This window comes from Chitinophaga sp. Ak27 (assembly GCF_012726295.1).
Classification (GTDB): domain Bacteria; phylum Bacteroidota; class Bacteroidia; order Chitinophagales; family Chitinophagaceae; genus Chitinophaga.
The window spans coordinates 41,138-58,324 of the sequence record NZ_JABAOB010000011.1; the positions used below are offsets into that span (position 1 = coordinate 41,138).

The following is a 17,187-nucleotide window of genomic DNA, read 5'->3' on the forward strand; positions in this document are numbered from 1 at the left end:
AGCCTTGATAAGCAATCAGGCTGGCTTTTTTGTTACACGTAAAAAGGCGGCGGAGCTGGCGGCAAAACCTGCTACCAGTGCGCCCAGGAACGCACTTACTATGCCTATTAGCGGGGCGCTCTTCACTTTCAGGATCATTTCACTCATGCGGTTAGCCAACAGGTGATCATTCCGTACGTCCATATAAAACGCGAGCATCAGCCACAGCACAAATATACCCAAGAATGCACTGAAGAAGGATTTACCGGGAGATAAAGGCATCAACAGGGTTACCAGGAAGGCAACCACCGCCACGCTCCACCAGGGCAAAAACATACCGGCTATATAAGCCAGGACTAGGATAAGGAGAAAATGTGCAAAGGATTTCATAATTCTAATATAGGATAAAAAGCTTAAAGGAGAACAGAAAGCGGAAAGCAGAAAGCAAAAAGCTATTGTGGAGAATGATCTTAGCGGGTATTAAAAATCGCTTTGATAATTCTCCACAATAGCTTTTTGCTTTCTGCTTATTTGCTTTTTTCCAATGCCTGTTCAATATCTGCCAGAATATCCCTGATATTCTCCAATCCCACAGAAATACGGATCAATCCAGGTGTAATACCGGCAATGGCTCTCTCTTCTTCACTCAATTTGGCGTGCGTGGTGCTGGCCGGATGCGAAGCAATACTGCGACTATCGCCCAGGTTAGCAGTGAGCGACAACAACTGTAAGGCATCCAGGAAGCGTACCCCTTGTTGTAAGCCGCCCTTCAGCTCAAAGCATACAATCCCCCCTCCTCCACTCATCTGCTTTTGCGCAATGGCATATTGCGGGTGGCTGGGTAAAAATGGATACTTCACCAACGACAAATGAGGGTTGCTCTCCAGGGCTTTGGCCAACTTCAGCGCACTGTCCGAATGGCGTTCCATACGCACAAACAGGGTTTCCAAGCTTTTGCTCAGTACCCAGGCGTTGAACGGCGACATAGACGGCCCGGTACTGCGGCAGAAGGTATATATTTCCTTGATCAGTTCTTTCTTTCCAACCACTACACCTCCTAACACACGTCCCTGCCCGTCTATCCACTTGGTGGCAGAATGGGTAACCAGGTCGGCGCCATAGTCCAGCGGCCTTTGTAATACGGGAGTAGCAAAAGCATTGTCTACATTCAGTATTACCTTGTGTTCCCTGGCAATACGGGACAACATTTCAATATCAATAATTTCCAGTCCCGGGTTGGAAGGCGTTTCCAGGAAAATCATCCGGGTATTGGGTTTGATCATTGCCGCGATGGTGGCCGGATCATCTGTAATATCGAAATAGGAAGTGGTGATGCCCCATTTAGGCAGGAACTTGGTAATCACCGTATGTGTAGAGCCGAAGATAGAACGGGCCGAGAGCAAGTGATCACCTGCCTTCAGCAGGGCCATAAAACTGGCAAAGATAGCGCTCATACCAGAGGCGGTAGCGTAACCTGCTTCCCCTCCTTCGAGGGCGCACATCTTCTGTACAAATTCGTCTACGTTGGGATTACTGAAACGGCTATAGATATTAAAATCCGTTTCATCAGCAAACGTAGCCCGCATTTCTTCTGCATTATCAAAACAGAAACTGGAAGTAAGGAACATAGGAGACGCATGTTCCATCTGGTCTGTCCTCGGAATCTGGATTCTTACAGCATTGGTATCCGGTTGGTATTGATGTCTGTCTTTGTTCATGAATATGGTAATTACAGCTGTTACGCGTTCAGTTTCACTTCCCAGGTCAGTTTGGTATGTCCCTGACGCAGGGTTTCTGCTACAGAACAATACTTGTTCATAGACAATTCCACGGCGCGTGCCGCTTTATCCGGATCTATATTACCTTTCAGGTGGAACACCAGGTGAGCGGTTTCCCAGAGCGAAGGCTCTTTCCCTTTTTCTCTTTCAGCCTCGATTTCAATACGGAAATCCTGTACGTCCTGGCGTTGTTTCTTCAGAATCATCATCACATCAATGGCAGAACAACCACCCAGGCCCATAATCACCATTTGCATGGGACGCACCCCGTTGTTTTTTCCGCCATTTTCGAGGGAAGAGTCCATCAGTACTTTATGACCGCCTTCATCTACCGCTTCCATATTGAATCCGTCGTCTATTCTTTGTAATGCTATCTTCATGGTTATTATTTTTCTTTAACAAAGATAAAATAAAACAATCATGAATTACGAATTACGAATAACACCCATACACGGGGCCTTCCCATAAGTGCCTGTGTAATTGTAATTGTAATTTTTAATTCCAATATTGTAGTTTTGCGCAAATTTAAAGAAGCATTGTCGGCAAAGGTATTTCACAGTAAAGCAGCGTTCCGGTTGGAGTCCGGCCAGGTATTACCCGAATTGCATATCGCGTATCATACATACGGTACCATGAATGAAGATGGCAGTAACGTAGTATGGGTATGTCATGCCTTAACGGCCAACAGCGATGTGGCAGATTGGTGGACCGGCCTGATAGGCGCCGGGAAGGTGATAGATCCTTCCAGGCACTTTATTGTTTGTGCCAACATTATCGGTTCCTGTTACGGCAGCAGCGGGCCGCATACTATAAATCCCGACACCGGCAAACCCTGGTATCACAGCTTTCCTGCTGTTACCATCCGCGATATGGTACAGGCGCATATATTGTTAAGGGCTCATTTACAGGTGCCCCGTATTCACCTGCTGATAGGTGGCTCCATGGGCGGATACCAGGCGCTGGAATGGGCATTGACCGAACCCACTGTAATAGACCAGCTTTTCCTGCTGTGCACCGGCGCGGCGGAAAGCGCCTGGGGTATTGCTATTCATACCGCCCAGCGACTGGCCATTGAGGCAGACGATACCTGGCAACAGGACTGCCACAGCGCCGGCTCCAGGGGCCTCAAAGCCGCCAGGGCCATCGGTATGCTCACCTATCGCAACTATCAAACCTTTGTGCGCGCCCAGTCTGACGAAGACAAGGAAAAGACAGATCATTTCCGCGCTTCCTCTTATATTAACTACCAGGGCGACAAGCTGGTAAAACGCTTCAATGCACAGTCTTACTGGTTGCTCACCAAAGCGATGGACAGCCACAATATCGCCCGCGGACGGCACGAACACATTACCGCATCCCTATCGCATATCCGGCAACGTACCCTGCTGATTGGCATCAGTAGCGATATCCTCTGCCCGCCGGAAGAACAACAATTCATGGCAGCCCATCTCCCACGGGCAACTTATCATGAAATCGACTCTTCATATGGTCATGATGGTTTCCTCATAGAATTTGAAAAGATCGGTAACATACTCAGGGACTGGATGGGACGCTCATAAAAGCTTAACGCAGAAAGCATAAAGCATAAAGCTATTAAAGCGGGACGACCTCGGCGAATAGTTAAAATCGCATTAGTCATTCGCTTTAATAGCTTTATGCTTTATGCTTTCTGCGTTAAGCTTTTTTTGCTTTGTGCTTTTTTCCCTATATTTAAATTAAACCGAATCTAAATCTGTTTAAAATCCACTCTATGAAAAGCACGTTCATCAAGTCCTTCCCAGGTGTGCTAATGCTTTTGCTATCCCTGACCCAGGTAGTTTCGGCGCAAACCATGGCCACGGTTAACGGGATTGTACGGGAAAAAGGCTCCAGCCGTACCATGTCCGGTGTGACTGTGAGCGTCAAAGGCGCCACAGCAGGAACCATTACGGGCAGCGCCGGAACCTTTGTACTCAAAACCAGCCACTCTTTTCCGCTAACCCTTGTGTTTTCCTATGTGGGTTATAAGACGGAAGAAAAAGAAGTCAGCAGCGCCGAGGAAAGCGTGACGGTAGAACTCAGCACTTCCGAAATTCTTGGACAGGAAGTGGTAGTAGCCGCCAGCCGTGTTCAGGAAAGCATCCTGCAATCGCCCGTATCCATAGAAAAGCTGGATGCCCGCGCTCTGAAGGCCTCTCCTGCCCCTTCATTTTATGATGCCATCGCCAACCTGAAAGGCGTGGAAACCAGTTCGCAGAGCTTAACCTTCAAATCCGTTAACACCCGCGGTTTTAATGGCAATGGTAATACCCGCGTACTGCAACTGAACGACGGTATGGACAACCAGGCGCCGGGGCTCAACTTCGCCGTGAGCAACATGGTGGGTATCCCAGAGCTGGACCTGGACAACGTAGAACTGATCCCGGGTGCGGCATCTGCCCTCTATGGCCCTAACGCGCTCAACGGTATTGTGCTGATGACCAGCAAAAGCCCCTTCCAATACCAGGGATTAAGTGCACAGGTAAAAGGCGGCGTACTCAATGATGGCGGCCGTACCGACGCCACTACCCCGTTCTACGATGTATCTGTTCGTTACGCACATGCCTTCAATAATAAATGGGCCTTCAAGTTAAATGTGGGCTACCTCCAGGCAAAGGACTGGCAGGCATATGATCACCGCGATCAAAGCCTTACCAATGGCCATACCCTGCAGGACGGCACCAGGGCTAATAATGAGGGCTATAATGGCGTCAACACCTATGGCGATGAGAACTCAGTCAACATGTACAATTTTCTGATGCCAGCACTGATGCCCCAAATGACGGCTTTATCTACCCAACTCGGCGGCGCCGTGAGTCCCACACAACTCTACAACGCGCTAATGCCTGCACCCAATATGTCGAACGTAACCCGTACCGGCTATAATGAAGCCGATGTGGTAGACTATACAACCAAAAACCTGAAATTAAACGCAGCCCTGCATTATAAGATCACACAAGACCTGGAAGCCCTGATACAAGGTAGCTACGGCTCCGGTACCAGTGTATATACGGGTAACGACCGTTATTCCCTGAAGAACTTTAATATGGGCCAGTATAAAGTGGAGCTGAGAAGTTCTGACTTCTACGTAAGACTATATACTACCCAGGAAAGATCTGGCGACAGCTATGCAGGAGGTACATTGGCCGCTGGTATTAACGAAGCCTGGAAGAGCAGCCAGACCTGGTATACACAATACTTTGGCACCTACGCTGCCACTGCCGGCGACCTTTTCAAGAAGACTATTATGGCCAATATCGCCCAGGGACCTGTAGCTGCCGTGGCTGCCGCCCAACAGGCAGTGCAAGCCCAACAACCCAACTTCTTTAAATCTGCAAGGGACGTGGCCGACCAGGGACGCTTCCTACCAGGCACCCCTGAATTTGATGCCGCTGCCGCCCAGGTGAAGAGCAAGCCTATTCCCGGCGATGCGAAGGGCGTAGGCGCCAAATTCACAGATAAAACCAATCTTTACCAGGCTGAGTTTATGTACAACTTCCACAAGCTGGTACATTTCGCTGAAATCTTGGTAGGTGGTAACTATCGACGCTACTCCCTGAACTCGGAGAAAACGCTGTTTGCCCTGGACGATAACGGAAAGGAATTTAAGATCAACGAATATGGTGCTTATGTGCAGGTCATGAAAAAGCTAATTGATGATCATCTTAAACTGACCGGCTCCGTACGGTACGATAAGAACATGAACTTCAAAGGCCAGTTTAGTCCGCGTATTTCCGCCGTATACACCTTCCTGGAAAGCCAGAATATCCGCGCCTCTTACCAAACAGGCTTCCGTATTCCCACTAACCAGGATCAGTATATTGACCTTGTAACACCACAGGCGCACCTGATCGGCGGCTTGCCGTTTATGCGTGAACGTTATGGACTCGATACCGGCAGAGTATATTCTTTGCAATCGCTGCTGGCAGGCAATCCCGCTCAATACCAGTTCCAGGAATTTTTACCGGAGAGAATACAGGCATACGAAATCGGTTATAAATCAGTTATTGCCAAACGCCTGCTGATTGATGCCTACATCTATAAAAATGATTTCAAAAATATGAACGGCAGCCAGGTGGTAGCTAAGCCAACCGCCAATCCTACACAACCTTTCGCTTACTTCTCTGTTCCTGTAAGCTCACAACAAATTGTAAAATCATGGGGATGGGCGTTAGGATTGGATTACAGCCTGCCACTGAACTTTACTGCCGGCGGTAACATTACTTACAATGAACTGACCAATGCGAAAGACCTCGGTAGCTTTATCCCCCAGTATAATACGCCGAAATACCGCTATAGCCTGAACTTCGGCAACCGGAATGTTGCCAACTCCAATATTGCCTTTAATATCTTATGGAAATGGCAAGATTCATTTGTATGGCAATCTACTTTCGTAGGACCTGCAGTTAATACAGCAGGATTAAGTGAAATACCTTCCTATGGCACATTGGATGCGATGGTAAGTAAATTCTTCCCGAAAGCTAAAACCACAGTGAAATTGGGTGGCGTCAATATCCTGAATAAGAAATATACCACTTCATGGGGTAACCCTACCATTGGGTCACAATGGTATATCTCGCTGGGGTATAATCTCTGATAAAATTTAAGTAGTTAAACAACCAGGCCCCGGTTCTTCTCCTGAAACAGGAAGAAAAACCGGGGCTTTTTTTTGCTTAATGCGTATTACCTATACCACATCCCACCAGGGTTTATCTGTTGCCGCAGGTGGTTCTGGCGGCGTTATCTTCCCCGGCATAGTGGTGGAACTATCGGTAGTAGCGCCCGGCGTAGTAGTAGCAGAACTGGTATAGCCAGCTGGATGCGAGGACGCAGATATCGTTTCGGTTGTAACAGGCTGTGAGCTGTTGCCTGTCCAGATCGCATGCGCTTCTGCTTTGATATCTGGTCGCTGCAATAGCGCTGCCAGCTTATCTTTCAGCCTGGCGCCCCATTCAGGTTTCACCATGTATACAAAGTTCGCGTAGCCTTCTATACTGCTGATAATATTTTTTCCTTTGCCCCATCTTTTACCCGATAAACCCGTTTTCTCAATGTTGTGTAACAGCGCGCGGAACTTACGTAAGGTAGTACGGTCTATACTCAACTTCTCGTTTACCACGATGCCAGTTACCGTATGGCGATCGCCTTTACGCATTACGTGGAGTTTGCCGGGGTGAATAGTGAAGCCTTCTTCTTTCACAAACATCTTCACTGCCCGCAGAAGCTGACCGGCTTTGTCGGCCGCTCCTCCCTTCGCAGAAAACGTCATATCATCTGCATACCGCGTATAGGCGTAACCGTATTTTTCAGCGAGACCGGTAAAACGCCGGTCCAGCTTAAAGCAAATCAGGTTGGTAATAGCCGGGCTGGTAGGAGCTCCCTGCGGCAGATGACGGGCCGTTTTAGCTACATAATATTTGCGGCCATCGAGCAACACTTCATCTACATCCGGTTCTGTACAAATGAGGGCCAGGATGGTAGCTACCTGTTCGGCATATCCCAGTTTGCAGAATAGTCCTTTCACTCTTTTATAGGCGATGGACGGGAAGAAATCGCGGAGATCAATATTGATCACAATATCCTGGCCTACATGTGGTGCGGCGTTGGTAACAATCGATTTTTCCGGCACAAAGCCATGCGCGGCGGCGCTGTGGCCAACTTTATACAGAATATGTTCCAGTATCCAGTGCTGCACTGCTTTCAACTGAGGCATCGGCGCAGAAATCACGCGGGTGCCACCGGATTTTTTAGGCACCTGGAAACGCTGGTAATGGGTATGATGCCCCACTTTCCGGTTAAACGCCAGGTAGCGGAGTTTGCCCAGCGTAATGCCCATGGCGCTGGCCAACGCAGTGGCATCCGCAAATACCGGCAGGTTAAACTTCGCCAGTTGTACAGTGTCAGGATTCACCTTGTTCAGGCCCGCAGATACCTCTTCGCCCAGGTAAAGGATTTGCTGGTCCTTAGCCACCACCCAGGCTTCTGCCCGCGCTTTTCTTTCTTCCTCCCGGCGTTTTTTGGTTTCGGCAATTTTTAGCTTGGATTTGGCCATGCGATCTTTTCGCATGTCGGCCAGCATCTTGGCCTTATTTTGATAGCGCTGCTTTTCGGACAGGAGGTCATTCAGTTCACGGCGCAACTCCCCTTCCCTGCGGATAAGTGTTTCAGAGGGAGATGGCTGTGCAGTATTTCTTGCCCAGAAACCCAGGCGTATCATTTCTTCCAGTATAAATTCCTCTTTAGAGGATGCACGTATTCTATCGTACAGCTGTTGACGGGTTAAGCTTTCGGCCATGATAAATAGTTGAGTATTTATTCATTTTCATATACAGCAATGCTGTTTCAGGCAACGACATTACTTTCAGACTAAATAAAAAATAGTTGTAAGACGGGAAACTGAAGAGAAGATATACCGGCTCTAACGCCTTGCTGACGGGGAGTAACAAAATTTTGTAAAGAGGAAGAGGCCTTCGTGCAAGCCATTGACTAAATCAATCAACTCAAGGGAGGGGCCTACCATACGTATATTTCAGCCCCTGGGGCTTCTACCGGAAATATGCGTATGGTAGGCCCCTCCCAAAGTAAAGATTGCATTTAGTGAAGCATGTATAGTCAAAATACCTGAATGACGAAACATCATTCGTCCCTTTTCGGGCGCAAGTGCAATCAATTCCTCTTTACAAAGATCTTTATTATTAACGAGCCAGCAAGTTAGAAAATTATTCCGGAAAACAAAAAATCTTCTCCTGCTTTTTTCCTGTTTTTATTTTTGTGCATGCGCGATACGCAGTCCCAGCATATGTTCGCAAGGACCTTTGTATAATTTATTGCTTGCATAAAAGCTGCAATCACAATGCGCGTTGCTCAATCTTTCATCTGCATCGATGGTAATAACGGGATGGTATACACGATGCGATCCCTTCACAGTACCCGTTAATTGCAATCCCACTCCAGGGATTTCTTTTTCGGTAAACTGTACCCGTTTTTCCTGTACCAGTTTATTGGCAGCAGCTTCCTCAGGATTGGAAAACCGCAGGTCTTCCAATGGCAATGGTTCCCGGCTCAGCTCCCGCAGGCGGTAAAACCCCGTATGCAGATCAAAGATCACTTTGCCTGCCTGGGTATAGATACCGAGTGCCCCCAGCACTGTAGCTTTATCCAGACCGGTTGCATGCGCAATGGTTTCCGGTTTGGCCATCCACCTGGTTTTGAGGTCGGCAAATACTTTTAGTTTGGCACTATCATCAACAATAGCTCTGGGCGCCATCAGGTCAAACTGACCCGCGCGGGACCAGTCGTTGGCTGTCCATCCGCTCAGACCCAGCGTAAACTGCATATCTCCCAAGTCGGCTATATAGAAGGAAGGCAAGCCATTACCGGTCAGATGTACCGTGAACTTTTTAGCGATGGGAATCAGCCTTTCCAATATCAGCAGGCGTCTTCTCCCCCATATGCGAATTTCGCGCAATTGCGGCCCCGTGTATAACGACCTCGCACATACGATTTCCTGGTTCCAGGGTTCAAAAATAGCTCTTACGGGTTTACCTGGTTCCAATATAAAGCGAATGGAACGGGGCCCTTTCTTCTCTTTAAACCGGCGGAGCCAGGAGCAGAAGTTATATACATCCATTGGATGCAGGTCAAAAGTGGCGGCAGGCAACGTCATAGCCGAACTTACCTGCAAAAATCCTCTCACCCAGCTATCCGGCAGGTCGATCTTCACCTCGTGGTAAAGCTCTTCCTGGGAGGTTTGCACCTGGAAGCCTCCCGGATCAATTTTGAAATCTGTTTCTTTATAATCACGTATCTTCTGAAACTCATCATACAAGGCGGCGGAATAATCAATGTTGGTGGTGCCACATTCAAACTCATTCACCTCTTTAAATACGTTATAGCTGGCGCTTAACTTCCCATAAGTTGATTCATCCTGGCTGAAGCATTCAAAGAACATTTCATCGGGGTGTACGCTGATAACAGGGTCCAGTACAAACCAGGCATCCCGGTCTTTTTGATATAGATAATCGAAGTAAGTTTTGCGGGCTTTATAAAAAGGGCCCATTACCCGGTCCCGCTCAGCGGAAATATCGTGCAACTGGTTTCTGAGCGTGGCAATACGGTCATCGGCGGCTTTCATATCAAAGCCGTTCATGTATTCTGCCAGCCAGAGGGACTCCTGCTGGGCAGCCCACTCTTTGTAGGCAGTTTTATCTTTCGGTTTAAAACGCAGGTCAGATACCACCACATCATGCAGCGCAGATATGGCTTCGCGGAAGGCTATCTTTTTGTGCAGCTTTCCTACAAAGAAAGTTGGGTCACGACGGGTATCCGGCGCAAAAGAAATGCCTGCAGAGGAGGCATTGCTGTAAACCTGCGAGTTACCACTATATCTGTAGTTAAATAACATAAATGGATTACTTTTTAAGATACTCTGATAGCTGTTGGCATAATCTGGATAGGCAATTCTACCGGGTATTGCTGTTGGATGTTACGCATGATATCAATACAACGGGCCTTATCGCCTATCGCCACAGTGGCGGAAATATGGGCAATGATATGGCCAATATATGCAGCGGCTTCGACAGACTTTAACGCCTCAACTTCCAGGAATGCAAATATTCTTTCTTTCGCGGCGCGGGCTTTGTTGACCCGGCTCAGCACTACTCTGAAGTAATGTTCCAGTTGTTGCAGGTAATCCAGGTTACCGGCGGCATAACTTTGCAGGTAGTTGGTAGCGAATAACTGCATGCTTACACTTGGATGCTGGCTTAATTTCAGCAAATATGTCGTGCCATCTTCCTCCCGGAAAAAGCGCATCAGCATTTCTTTACCAAAGGCCTGGATATCGGGTCTGACGCTGTCGGCCACCGATACGAGTGTTTCGGGGGTCCAGTCTTTATCAGTAAACTGGGTACGGAAAAATTCCATGGCCATCTGGCGGGTATCTTCCCATTTGGCATCCAACAATCCCATGGCCGCTTCTCTTTCATAGCGGATACGGGCCACATTTCTGTGATAAAACAGCCAGCACCATTCGCGTACGGCCAACAGTTCATGGCTGCCGGCAGCAATTACCTGTTTCAGGGTCAACGCATCGGCAGGGATATACTTTTCCAGTACTACGATACCGAATTCCTGTGCCGACCGGTAATTCGAGTACAGCAGGCGCAGGGCCGTGGCCGTGTCTACATCCTGTAAGTAGTTCACCAGTTCATGGCTGAGCAGTGCAGCAATATCTGCATGCGTACCTTCGGCAGCTTCCTTGCGCATCAGCAGGGGTACCAGTTCATTTACCAGGTAAACGGCCATGCGCGGGTCCTGTTGCACCAGCTGACTAATCAGCGAACGTATGCCATTTCGTACATCCGTGTACGTACTGGTAATAATATATAATACCAGTTCTGGTCTTTTCAACAGTTCGGCCGTACCAAGCGCCTGCAGAATATTCACCCCGGCAGCTCTCACTGGCTGAAAGGCATTTACCAGCAGCTCGCGGATTAAGCCGTCGGATACTTCGGCATAGTTAAAGTGTCCTTGTTTCAGGAGCAGCAGGCGTGCGGCAAACGCATGACAAGCTGGTACCGGGCTGCCTAATAATTTCTCGATAATAGCTATATCCGTAACTGTTAGCGCCTGACGGCAAACCTGTTCCAGTATGCTGCAGGAATCATTGAGATTATCGTTGCCGGCAGCGGTAGCTGACTGTAGTGCCAGCAGGCCGTCAATCGCCATATTGCATAAGAGACGGGCATTGTCGCCCGGCAGGTATTCCGGTGTTAATTGTTTACGTACAAAGTCACGTACCTCTTTATAAGGAGAGAATAACAGGTGCATGAGGAAGTCGAGGTTCCCAAAACACTTCGCCTGGTTTTCGCTGATCCATTGCAATCCTTGTATTCGGGCCAGGTCCAGCGGACTTTTGATCAGGCTGAACAGGAGCGGTATCGACGGGTTGGCCGGATCATATCTTTCCTTAGCCAATTCCAGTCCGTACATGGTAGGAATACTGAAGGCGTTGGCCAGCAGCCCGGCAATGACGCCTTCATCCATCTTAGCTTTCAGGCTTTCATATTCGGGGTGGGCTTTCAATTGCTCCATCGCAAAAATATGCACGGCTTCCATGCGACCGGAAATGAGCAGCTGTACAAAAGCCTGCGGCAGTTGTTGCCAGAGATGCAGGCAGGGTACATCGCTTATAATAGCCGGTGCTGGCGCCGGTGCGGCTTGGTATTCTTTAGGAATCGCCGGTGTTACAGATGGCTTTTCAGCGCCCAGCCAGCCAAACAACTTTTTCAGCAAACCACCTTTATCTCCATTTTTGAGGGTATCGGGGTTAGCATCTAATGTACGTTTGGCAGTAGTTTGTGCCCCATCACTACCTGGTTCCTGGAATACCCACTCCCTGCCATCCGGTTTCAGTCGCAGGTTGGGGGCATTTCCGCGGGTAATATAATTCAGGTATACCGCGCGTGAGTTGGCGGGATACTGGATATAAATAGAGGTATAACGGTTATTGATATACGCATAGTCGCGTACCTGGTATTCTTTGGTGGCGTCCCTGCTTTCGTCGTAGTGCAACAGTAAGGCGGTAGCGAGGCGTACATATTGTACATCTTCGCGGGCGCCCATTGTCTGCAGGTTACGTAGTACACGACGGTGCAGGTAAGCACGGGTACGGTTGGAATACGACAATCGGGAAGTAGGCTTTTTCAGTTCCTTGTCCGCCTTCATCGATTCCTGCAACTCAGGAATATAAATGGTGGGAATATAAGGTTCTCCGTCGTAGTCGGTACTGCTGCCCGGGTTGTTGAACATTGGTGCTTCCCTTTCGAAGCGGGTCGCCAGCAGGCCTACTAAATTATGTTCATCCCTCAGCTCCGCCTGTTTAAAGATGTGGCGTACGTGCTGAAAGAAAGAGGGCCGGAAAGGCATGCGTGACAAGAGGGTTACCAGCACTTGTTTTACCGCAGGGTATTGCCAGGAGATCACGAAAAGTTCCTCCAGCATAGGATAACTCAGCTGCTGCTGGGATACTACCTGTTGGGTAAGCAAATTGAAAAGCTCTTCTCCATTATTACTGGTCACCGCTGTTTGAAAAGGAGGTGGGAGCCGTTGTACATATGCCTGTATATGCGCGGCCCGTTCCTCTGCCCGCAATACCAACAAAAGGCCATTAGCCGCCAGCATACGGATGTTCAACGGGCGGGAGCTATTGTCGGCATATGAGCGCAATACAGGGCCGGCAGCCGGATCGCCTATTTTGCCCAGCGACCATAATGCGGCATAACGTTGACGGGCATCTCCTTTTTCTACCAGTTTGACCAGGTAGGGTACTGCTTCTTTTATTTTCTCCTCTCCTGCTCTCCAAATCACGCGGGAAGTACTCCAGGTGGTTTTATAACTGGATTTCCCTTCCACGGCGTCCTGCAGGCGCCTTAATATGGCACGGTGTTTTACATCTGCTACCTGGGTAGTATCTACCGGTACAAATGTCAAATCCTGAACAGCTTCCTGTTCTCCTAAATAACCTTTGCTTCGTTTTTCCTTTTCGAGCGCGTCGAAGATGGTAGTGGCAGCGGCGAGTGCTACGGGGCTTACAGTTTTGGTGCCGTCTTTCAGGGCACCACCACGTTTTCCGTATCTGAAGTTAACAATATATTGTTCCGGGCCAACTTCACAAAGGTCAATTTCATAGGTCTTATCCGAGTTTCCTTCCCGGAAAAAGAGTTTTACGTTCCTGACAATTCGCATGAGCTAACATTAACATTAAATATAGACGGGCTAAAGCTAACAAAAGAATTACAATTTCCGAACGTTAGCTGGCAATTTTGTGGGATTATAATATCTATACGGGGTAAAAAATGATATATACGTCGGCGTTAGTACATTACGTAGCAACGGGCCGGATTTCTCCGGCCCGTTTGATTGTTGTAACCCTCATGGATATTTTCATGAAGTATCTTATACGTTGAAGCGGAAATGCATCACATCTCCGTCAGCCACTACATATTCTTTTCCTTCAATACGCAGACGTCCGTTGTCGCGGGCAGCCGCTTCAGAACCATATTTCACATAGTCGTCATATGCAATAACTTCTGCCTTGATAAATCCTTTTTCGAAGTCAGTATGGATAACGCTGGCCGCCTGCGGTGCTTTCCATCCCTGGTGGATGGTCCAGGCACGTACTTCCTGCACACCGGCAGTAAAGTAAGTGATTAAGTTGAGCAGTCCGTAAGCTGAGCGGATCAGGCGATTCAGGCCAGGCTCTTTCAGTCCATATTCTTCGAGGAACAGTTCCTTATCGGCCGGGTCTTCCATTTCGGAGATCTGGGCTTCAATGGTATTATTCATCACGATAACAGTTGCATTCTCCGCTTTTACACCTTCCTGCAGCGCTTCAGAGAATTTATTACCGGTATGCAGTGACGCTTCGTCTACGTTGGCCACATACAATACTGGTTTTTCGGTGAGCAGGAACAGGTCGGCGATCGCTACGCGTTCTTCCTTACTGAGTCCCAGTTCACGAATATTACGGCCTTGTTCCAGGTGTGCCTGGCATCTTTTCAGGACTTCAAATTCTACTTTTGCTTTGGGATCTCCTCCGGTTTTAGCCATTTTTTCGGTGCGGGCAACTTTACGTTCCACGCTTTCCAGGTCTTTCAGCTGTAATTCGGTGTCAATGATTTCTTTATCTCCCACGGGGTTGATAGCGCCCTCTTCGCGGAGGATGTTCTCATCTTCGAAGCAGCGGATGACGTGTACGATTGCATCTACCTCGCGGATGTTGGCCAGGAACTTATTTCCCAGTCCTTCGCCCTTGCTGGCGCCTTTTACCAGGCCGGCAATATCTACAAACTCGATCGTAGTAGGTACTACACGTTCTGGTTTTACCAGCTCTTCCAGTTTATACATACGCTCGTCCGGTACGTCTACCTGACCTACGTTGGGTTCTATAGTACAGAAGCGGTAGTTGCTGGCCTGCGCTTTAGCGCTGTTGCTCACCGCATTAAATAAAGTTGATTTTCCTACGTTCGGCAATCCTACAATTCCAACTTGCAAAGCCATTTTTTAAAATTTGCGCAAAGATAGGTTTATTTTAGTTTATTTGTTGATGAATAAACCAATAATCTAATGGCATTAAACTACGTATGGCTGGGATTTTTTCTTATTGCATTTGTTGTAGCAGTTTTCAAGTCGGTAGTTTTGCACGACGCTTCCATCTTCGGGGAGATCATGAATGGGATGTTTTCCAGCGCTAAAACCGGTGCTGAGATCTCGCTGGGGCTTGCAGGTATTATGACTTTATGGTTAGGAATTATGCGGATTGGGGAAGTAGCCGGCATGATCAACCGTTTTTCCCGCCTGGTAAATCCTTTCTTCTCCAAATTATTCCCCGATGTGCCGAAAGGCCATCCGGCTATGGGGTCGATGATGATGAACTTTTCCGCTACCATGCTGGGTCTCGATAATGCCGCCACGCCTATGGGGTTGAAAGCGATGAAGGAGCTGCAAGAAATCAACCCAAAACCTGAGGAAGCCAGCAATCCCCAGATTATGTTCTTGGTGCTGAATACTGCGGGTGTGGTACTGATTCCTACTTCAGTGATTGCGTTGCGATTGGCTGCAGGCGCCGCCAACCCTGCCGACATTTTTATTCCTACCCTGATCTCTACCTTTATCGCATTTATTATGGGAATGTTTACCGTTTCCATATTTCAGAAAATCAACCTGTTCAAACTGCCAGTGCTGGTCTTCCTGTTGCTATTTGCCGGTATTATGACGGGACTTTATTACTGGGTGCACAGCCTGCCTCCAGCTGAAATTGGTCCCAAAACAGCTTCCCTGGGTGGGGCTATCATCTTTACCATTGTGATTACGTTCCTGGTGGCAGGAATGGTAAAAAAAATAAACGTGTATGATGCTTTTATAGAGGGTGCTAAAGAAGGATTCCAGGTATCTGTCCGGATTATTCCTTACCTGGTGGGAATGCTGGTGGCCATTAGCGTGTTTCGCACTACGGGTTGCCTGGATTATATCACCCATGGTATTGGCTTGTTCTTCGCCTGGCTGGGACTCAATACCGATTTTGTGCCAGCACTGCCGGTAGCCTTTATGAAGCCACTGAGTGGCGGCGGCGCCAGGGCACTGATGGTCGATATCCTGAAAACCCATGGTGTGGATTCATTTGTGGGCAAGCTGGCCAGTATTATACAGGGCACTACCGAAACTACATTTTATGTGCTGGCAGTATACTTTGGCTCTGTCAACGTGAAGCATACCCGGTATGCGCTGGCGGCGGGGCTGATTGCCGACTTTTTTGGAATGCTGTGTGCCATCCTGCTGGGATACCTGTTTTTTCATAGCAGTTGAGCTTAAAGCAGAAAGCAAAAAGCTCAACTGCTCTATGCCTGAGGTATGTTAATCAACTGGTTCACCCTTCTCACAAAATCATCGGCGCCAGCAGGGCTGATCAACCATTTCTGGTTATCTGATTCGATGAGTACCAGGTCTTCCCGGTTCGTGCACCAGCGCTGGTACTTCCCTATTTCGCTGGAGCGGTAGGTGCCCAGGTATCCGAATACACCTCCTATATTCAAGAGGCGGGAACTGCTTCCCAGGTCTTCTTCTGTAATGCTCCTCAGTCTTACCACATCCTCCATGCGGATAGTGATGCTCAACAGTGGCCGCCGGATAAGAATGGCCGTGGCGGTGATCGTATAATACCGCGGACTTAAACACCAGGCGATAACGATTACCGGTACCAGTATAAACAACATTACGGTGGTGCTGAGTGTATCCTGTGAGATGTCCGTAATTTGCCGGAACAAAAAGACCAATGAAATGATAATGATCAGATGTGTAACAAGTTTTGAGTTATCGTCCAACCGGGCCGCATATCGCATAAGTTCCTATCCTTTAATTGCCTGGTAAGATAAAGAAATTTAGTTATATGCTATCATACTTACCGGTTTTTTCTTCCATGGTAACATCACTGTCTTTTCTTATCTGCATTTTTACATACACCAGCAATTGGGATGCACCCGCTTTAAAACAAACTTCCTGGGCTTTACGCACCACTTCCATGAGCTCATCATAGGTACCTTCCATCACCGTTTCAAAAGGACACACCCTATATTTGACACCGGAGTCTTTGATCACCGCAATGGCTTCGTCCACTACCGCATAAACCTGCTCAGAAGGCACCGAGGGAATGATTTGTAAGGCTAAATTGATCTTATTGTTCATCTTTTTTATTTTATCTAATAAATTGAATTTTATATAAATAAATACATTTATTTAAACTATTACTTAAGATAAAACACGTTTCTTTTTTCACATCTTTCTATTAATCATTATTTTTATTGGTTCTTCTGCTCTTTTCGATTAAAGCAATAGTAGATATAAATCTAATAAT

12 protein-coding genes are annotated in these 17,187 nt (G+C 47.9%); 3 read left to right on the top strand and 9 right to left on the bottom strand.

Annotation, left to right across the window (positions count from 1 at the left end; all coding sequences use genetic code 11):
* Positions 1-15 precede the first annotated feature (15 nt).
* The 3 genes from HGH90_RS28095 to HGH90_RS28105 all read right to left on the bottom strand — a co-directional run bounded on the left by HGH90_RS28095 (position 16) and on the right by HGH90_RS28105 (position 2,137).
* Positions 16-369 carry a hypothetical protein gene (locus HGH90_RS28095; RefSeq protein ID WP_168765279.1) on the bottom strand — a complete coding sequence of 118 codons (354 nt, stop codon included), beginning with the start codon at positions 367-369 and terminating at the stop codon, positions 16-18.
* A 137-nt stretch (positions 370-506) separates the two neighbouring features.
* Positions 507-1,697 (bottom strand): O-succinylhomoserine sulfhydrylase, encoded by a 1,191-nt coding sequence (locus HGH90_RS28100; RefSeq protein ID WP_168765280.1) that lies wholly within the window; start codon positions 1,695-1,697, stop codon positions 507-509.
* 20 nt (positions 1,698-1,717) lie between these two features.
* Positions 1,718-2,137 carry an OsmC family protein gene (locus HGH90_RS28105; protein WP_145666067.1) on the bottom strand — a complete coding sequence of 140 codons (420 nt, stop codon included), beginning with the start codon at positions 2,135-2,137 and terminating at the stop codon, positions 1,718-1,720.
* A gap of 135 nt (positions 2,138-2,272) precedes the next feature.
* Between HGH90_RS28105 and metX the strand changes: the two genes are divergently transcribed.
* Both metX and HGH90_RS28115 read left to right on the top strand, forming a co-directional pair.
* Positions 2,273-3,316 (top strand): homoserine O-acetyltransferase MetX, encoded by a 1,044-nt coding sequence (gene metX / locus HGH90_RS28110; RefSeq protein ID WP_211093021.1) that lies wholly within the window; start codon positions 2,273-2,275, stop codon positions 3,314-3,316.
* Positions 3,317-3,507: 191 nt separating this feature from the next.
* Complete coding sequence (locus tag HGH90_RS28115) at positions 3,508-6,372, top strand: TonB-dependent receptor (protein WP_168765281.1); 2,865 nt, start codon at positions 3,508-3,510, stop codon at positions 6,370-6,372.
* 90 nt (positions 6,373-6,462) lie between these two features.
* On the opposite strand, the gene HGH90_RS28120 is transcribed toward HGH90_RS28115, so the two are convergent.
* The 4 genes from HGH90_RS28120 to ychF all read right to left on the bottom strand — a co-directional run bounded on the left by HGH90_RS28120 (position 6,463) and on the right by ychF (position 14,837).
* On the bottom strand, positions 6,463-8,070 hold the full coding sequence (locus tag HGH90_RS28120; RefSeq protein ID WP_168765282.1) for a reverse transcriptase family protein: 1,608 nt from the start codon (positions 8,068-8,070) through the stop codon (positions 6,463-6,465).
* A gap of 468 nt (positions 8,071-8,538) precedes the next feature.
* Entirely contained in the window at positions 8,539-10,179 is a 1,641-nt protein-coding gene (locus HGH90_RS28125) for an SWIM zinc finger family protein (protein WP_168765283.1), read from the bottom strand.
* Positions 10,180-10,193: 14 nt separating this feature from the next.
* Positions 10,194-13,523 (bottom strand): HEAT repeat domain-containing protein, encoded by a 3,330-nt coding sequence (locus HGH90_RS28130; protein WP_169192448.1) that lies wholly within the window; start codon positions 13,521-13,523, stop codon positions 10,194-10,196.
* A gap of 210 nt (positions 13,524-13,733) precedes the next feature.
* The gene (ychF, locus tag HGH90_RS28135; protein ID WP_168765285.1) at positions 13,734-14,837 is read right to left on the bottom strand and encodes a redox-regulated ATPase YchF; all 1,104 of its coding nucleotides are present in this window, start codon (positions 14,835-14,837) and stop codon (positions 13,734-13,736) included.
* Positions 14,838-14,903: 66 nt separating this feature from the next.
* On the opposite strand from ychF, the gene HGH90_RS28140 reads away from it, so the two are divergent.
* On the top strand, positions 14,904-16,142 hold the full coding sequence (locus HGH90_RS28140) for a nucleoside recognition domain-containing protein (RefSeq protein ID WP_168765286.1): 1,239 nt from the start codon (positions 14,904-14,906) through the stop codon (positions 16,140-16,142).
* Between the two features lie 32 nt (positions 16,143-16,174).
* On the opposite strand, the gene HGH90_RS28145 is transcribed toward HGH90_RS28140, so the two are convergent.
* Positions 16,175-16,675 (bottom strand): PH domain-containing protein, encoded by a 501-nt coding sequence (locus tag HGH90_RS28145; RefSeq protein WP_168765287.1) that lies wholly within the window; start codon positions 16,673-16,675, stop codon positions 16,175-16,177.
* A 43-nt stretch (positions 16,676-16,718) separates the two neighbouring features.
* On the bottom strand, positions 16,719-17,018 hold the full coding sequence (locus HGH90_RS28150; protein ID WP_169192449.1) for an MTH1187 family thiamine-binding protein: 300 nt from the start codon (positions 17,016-17,018) through the stop codon (positions 16,719-16,721).
* Positions 17,019-17,187: the final 169 nt, after the last annotated feature.

What these genes read in the sequence shown, in the direction of transcription:
- HGH90_RS28105 (WP_145666067.1), bottom strand. Translation starts at nt 2,137, where the DNA reads ATGAAGATAGCATTACAAAGAATAGACGACGGATTCAATATGGAAGCG.
- HGH90_RS28145 (WP_168765287.1), bottom strand. Translation starts at nt 16,675, where the DNA reads ATGCGATATGCGGCCCGGTTGGACGATAACTCAAAACTTGTTACACAT.
- HGH90_RS28120 (WP_168765282.1), bottom strand. Translation starts at nt 8,070, where the DNA reads ATGGCCGAAAGCTTAACCCGTCAACAGCTGTACGATAGAATACGTGCA.
- HGH90_RS28140 (WP_168765286.1), top strand. Translation starts at nt 14,904, where the DNA reads ATGGCATTAAACTACGTATGGCTGGGATTTTTTCTTATTGCATTTGTT.
- HGH90_RS28100 (WP_168765280.1), bottom strand. Translation starts at nt 1,697, where the DNA reads ATGAACAAAGACAGACATCAATACCAACCGGATACCAATGCTGTAAGA.
- ychF (WP_168765285.1), bottom strand. Translation starts at nt 14,837, where the DNA reads ATGGCTTTGCAAGTTGGAATTGTAGGATTGCCGAACGTAGGAAAATCA.
- HGH90_RS28095 (WP_168765279.1), bottom strand. Translation starts at nt 369, where the DNA reads ATGAAATCCTTTGCACATTTTCTCCTTATCCTAGTCCTGGCTTATATA.
- HGH90_RS28115 (WP_168765281.1), top strand. Translation starts at nt 3,508, where the DNA reads ATGAAAAGCACGTTCATCAAGTCCTTCCCAGGTGTGCTAATGCTTTTG.
- HGH90_RS28130 (WP_169192448.1), bottom strand. Translation starts at nt 13,523, where the DNA reads ATGCGAATTGTCAGGAACGTAAAACTCTTTTTCCGGGAAGGAAACTCG.
- HGH90_RS28150 (WP_169192449.1), bottom strand. Translation starts at nt 17,018, where the DNA reads ATGAACAATAAGATCAATTTAGCCTTACAAATCATTCCCTCGGTGCCT.
- HGH90_RS28125 (WP_168765283.1), bottom strand. Translation starts at nt 10,179, where the DNA reads ATGTTATTTAACTACAGATATAGTGGTAACTCGCAGGTTTACAGCAAT.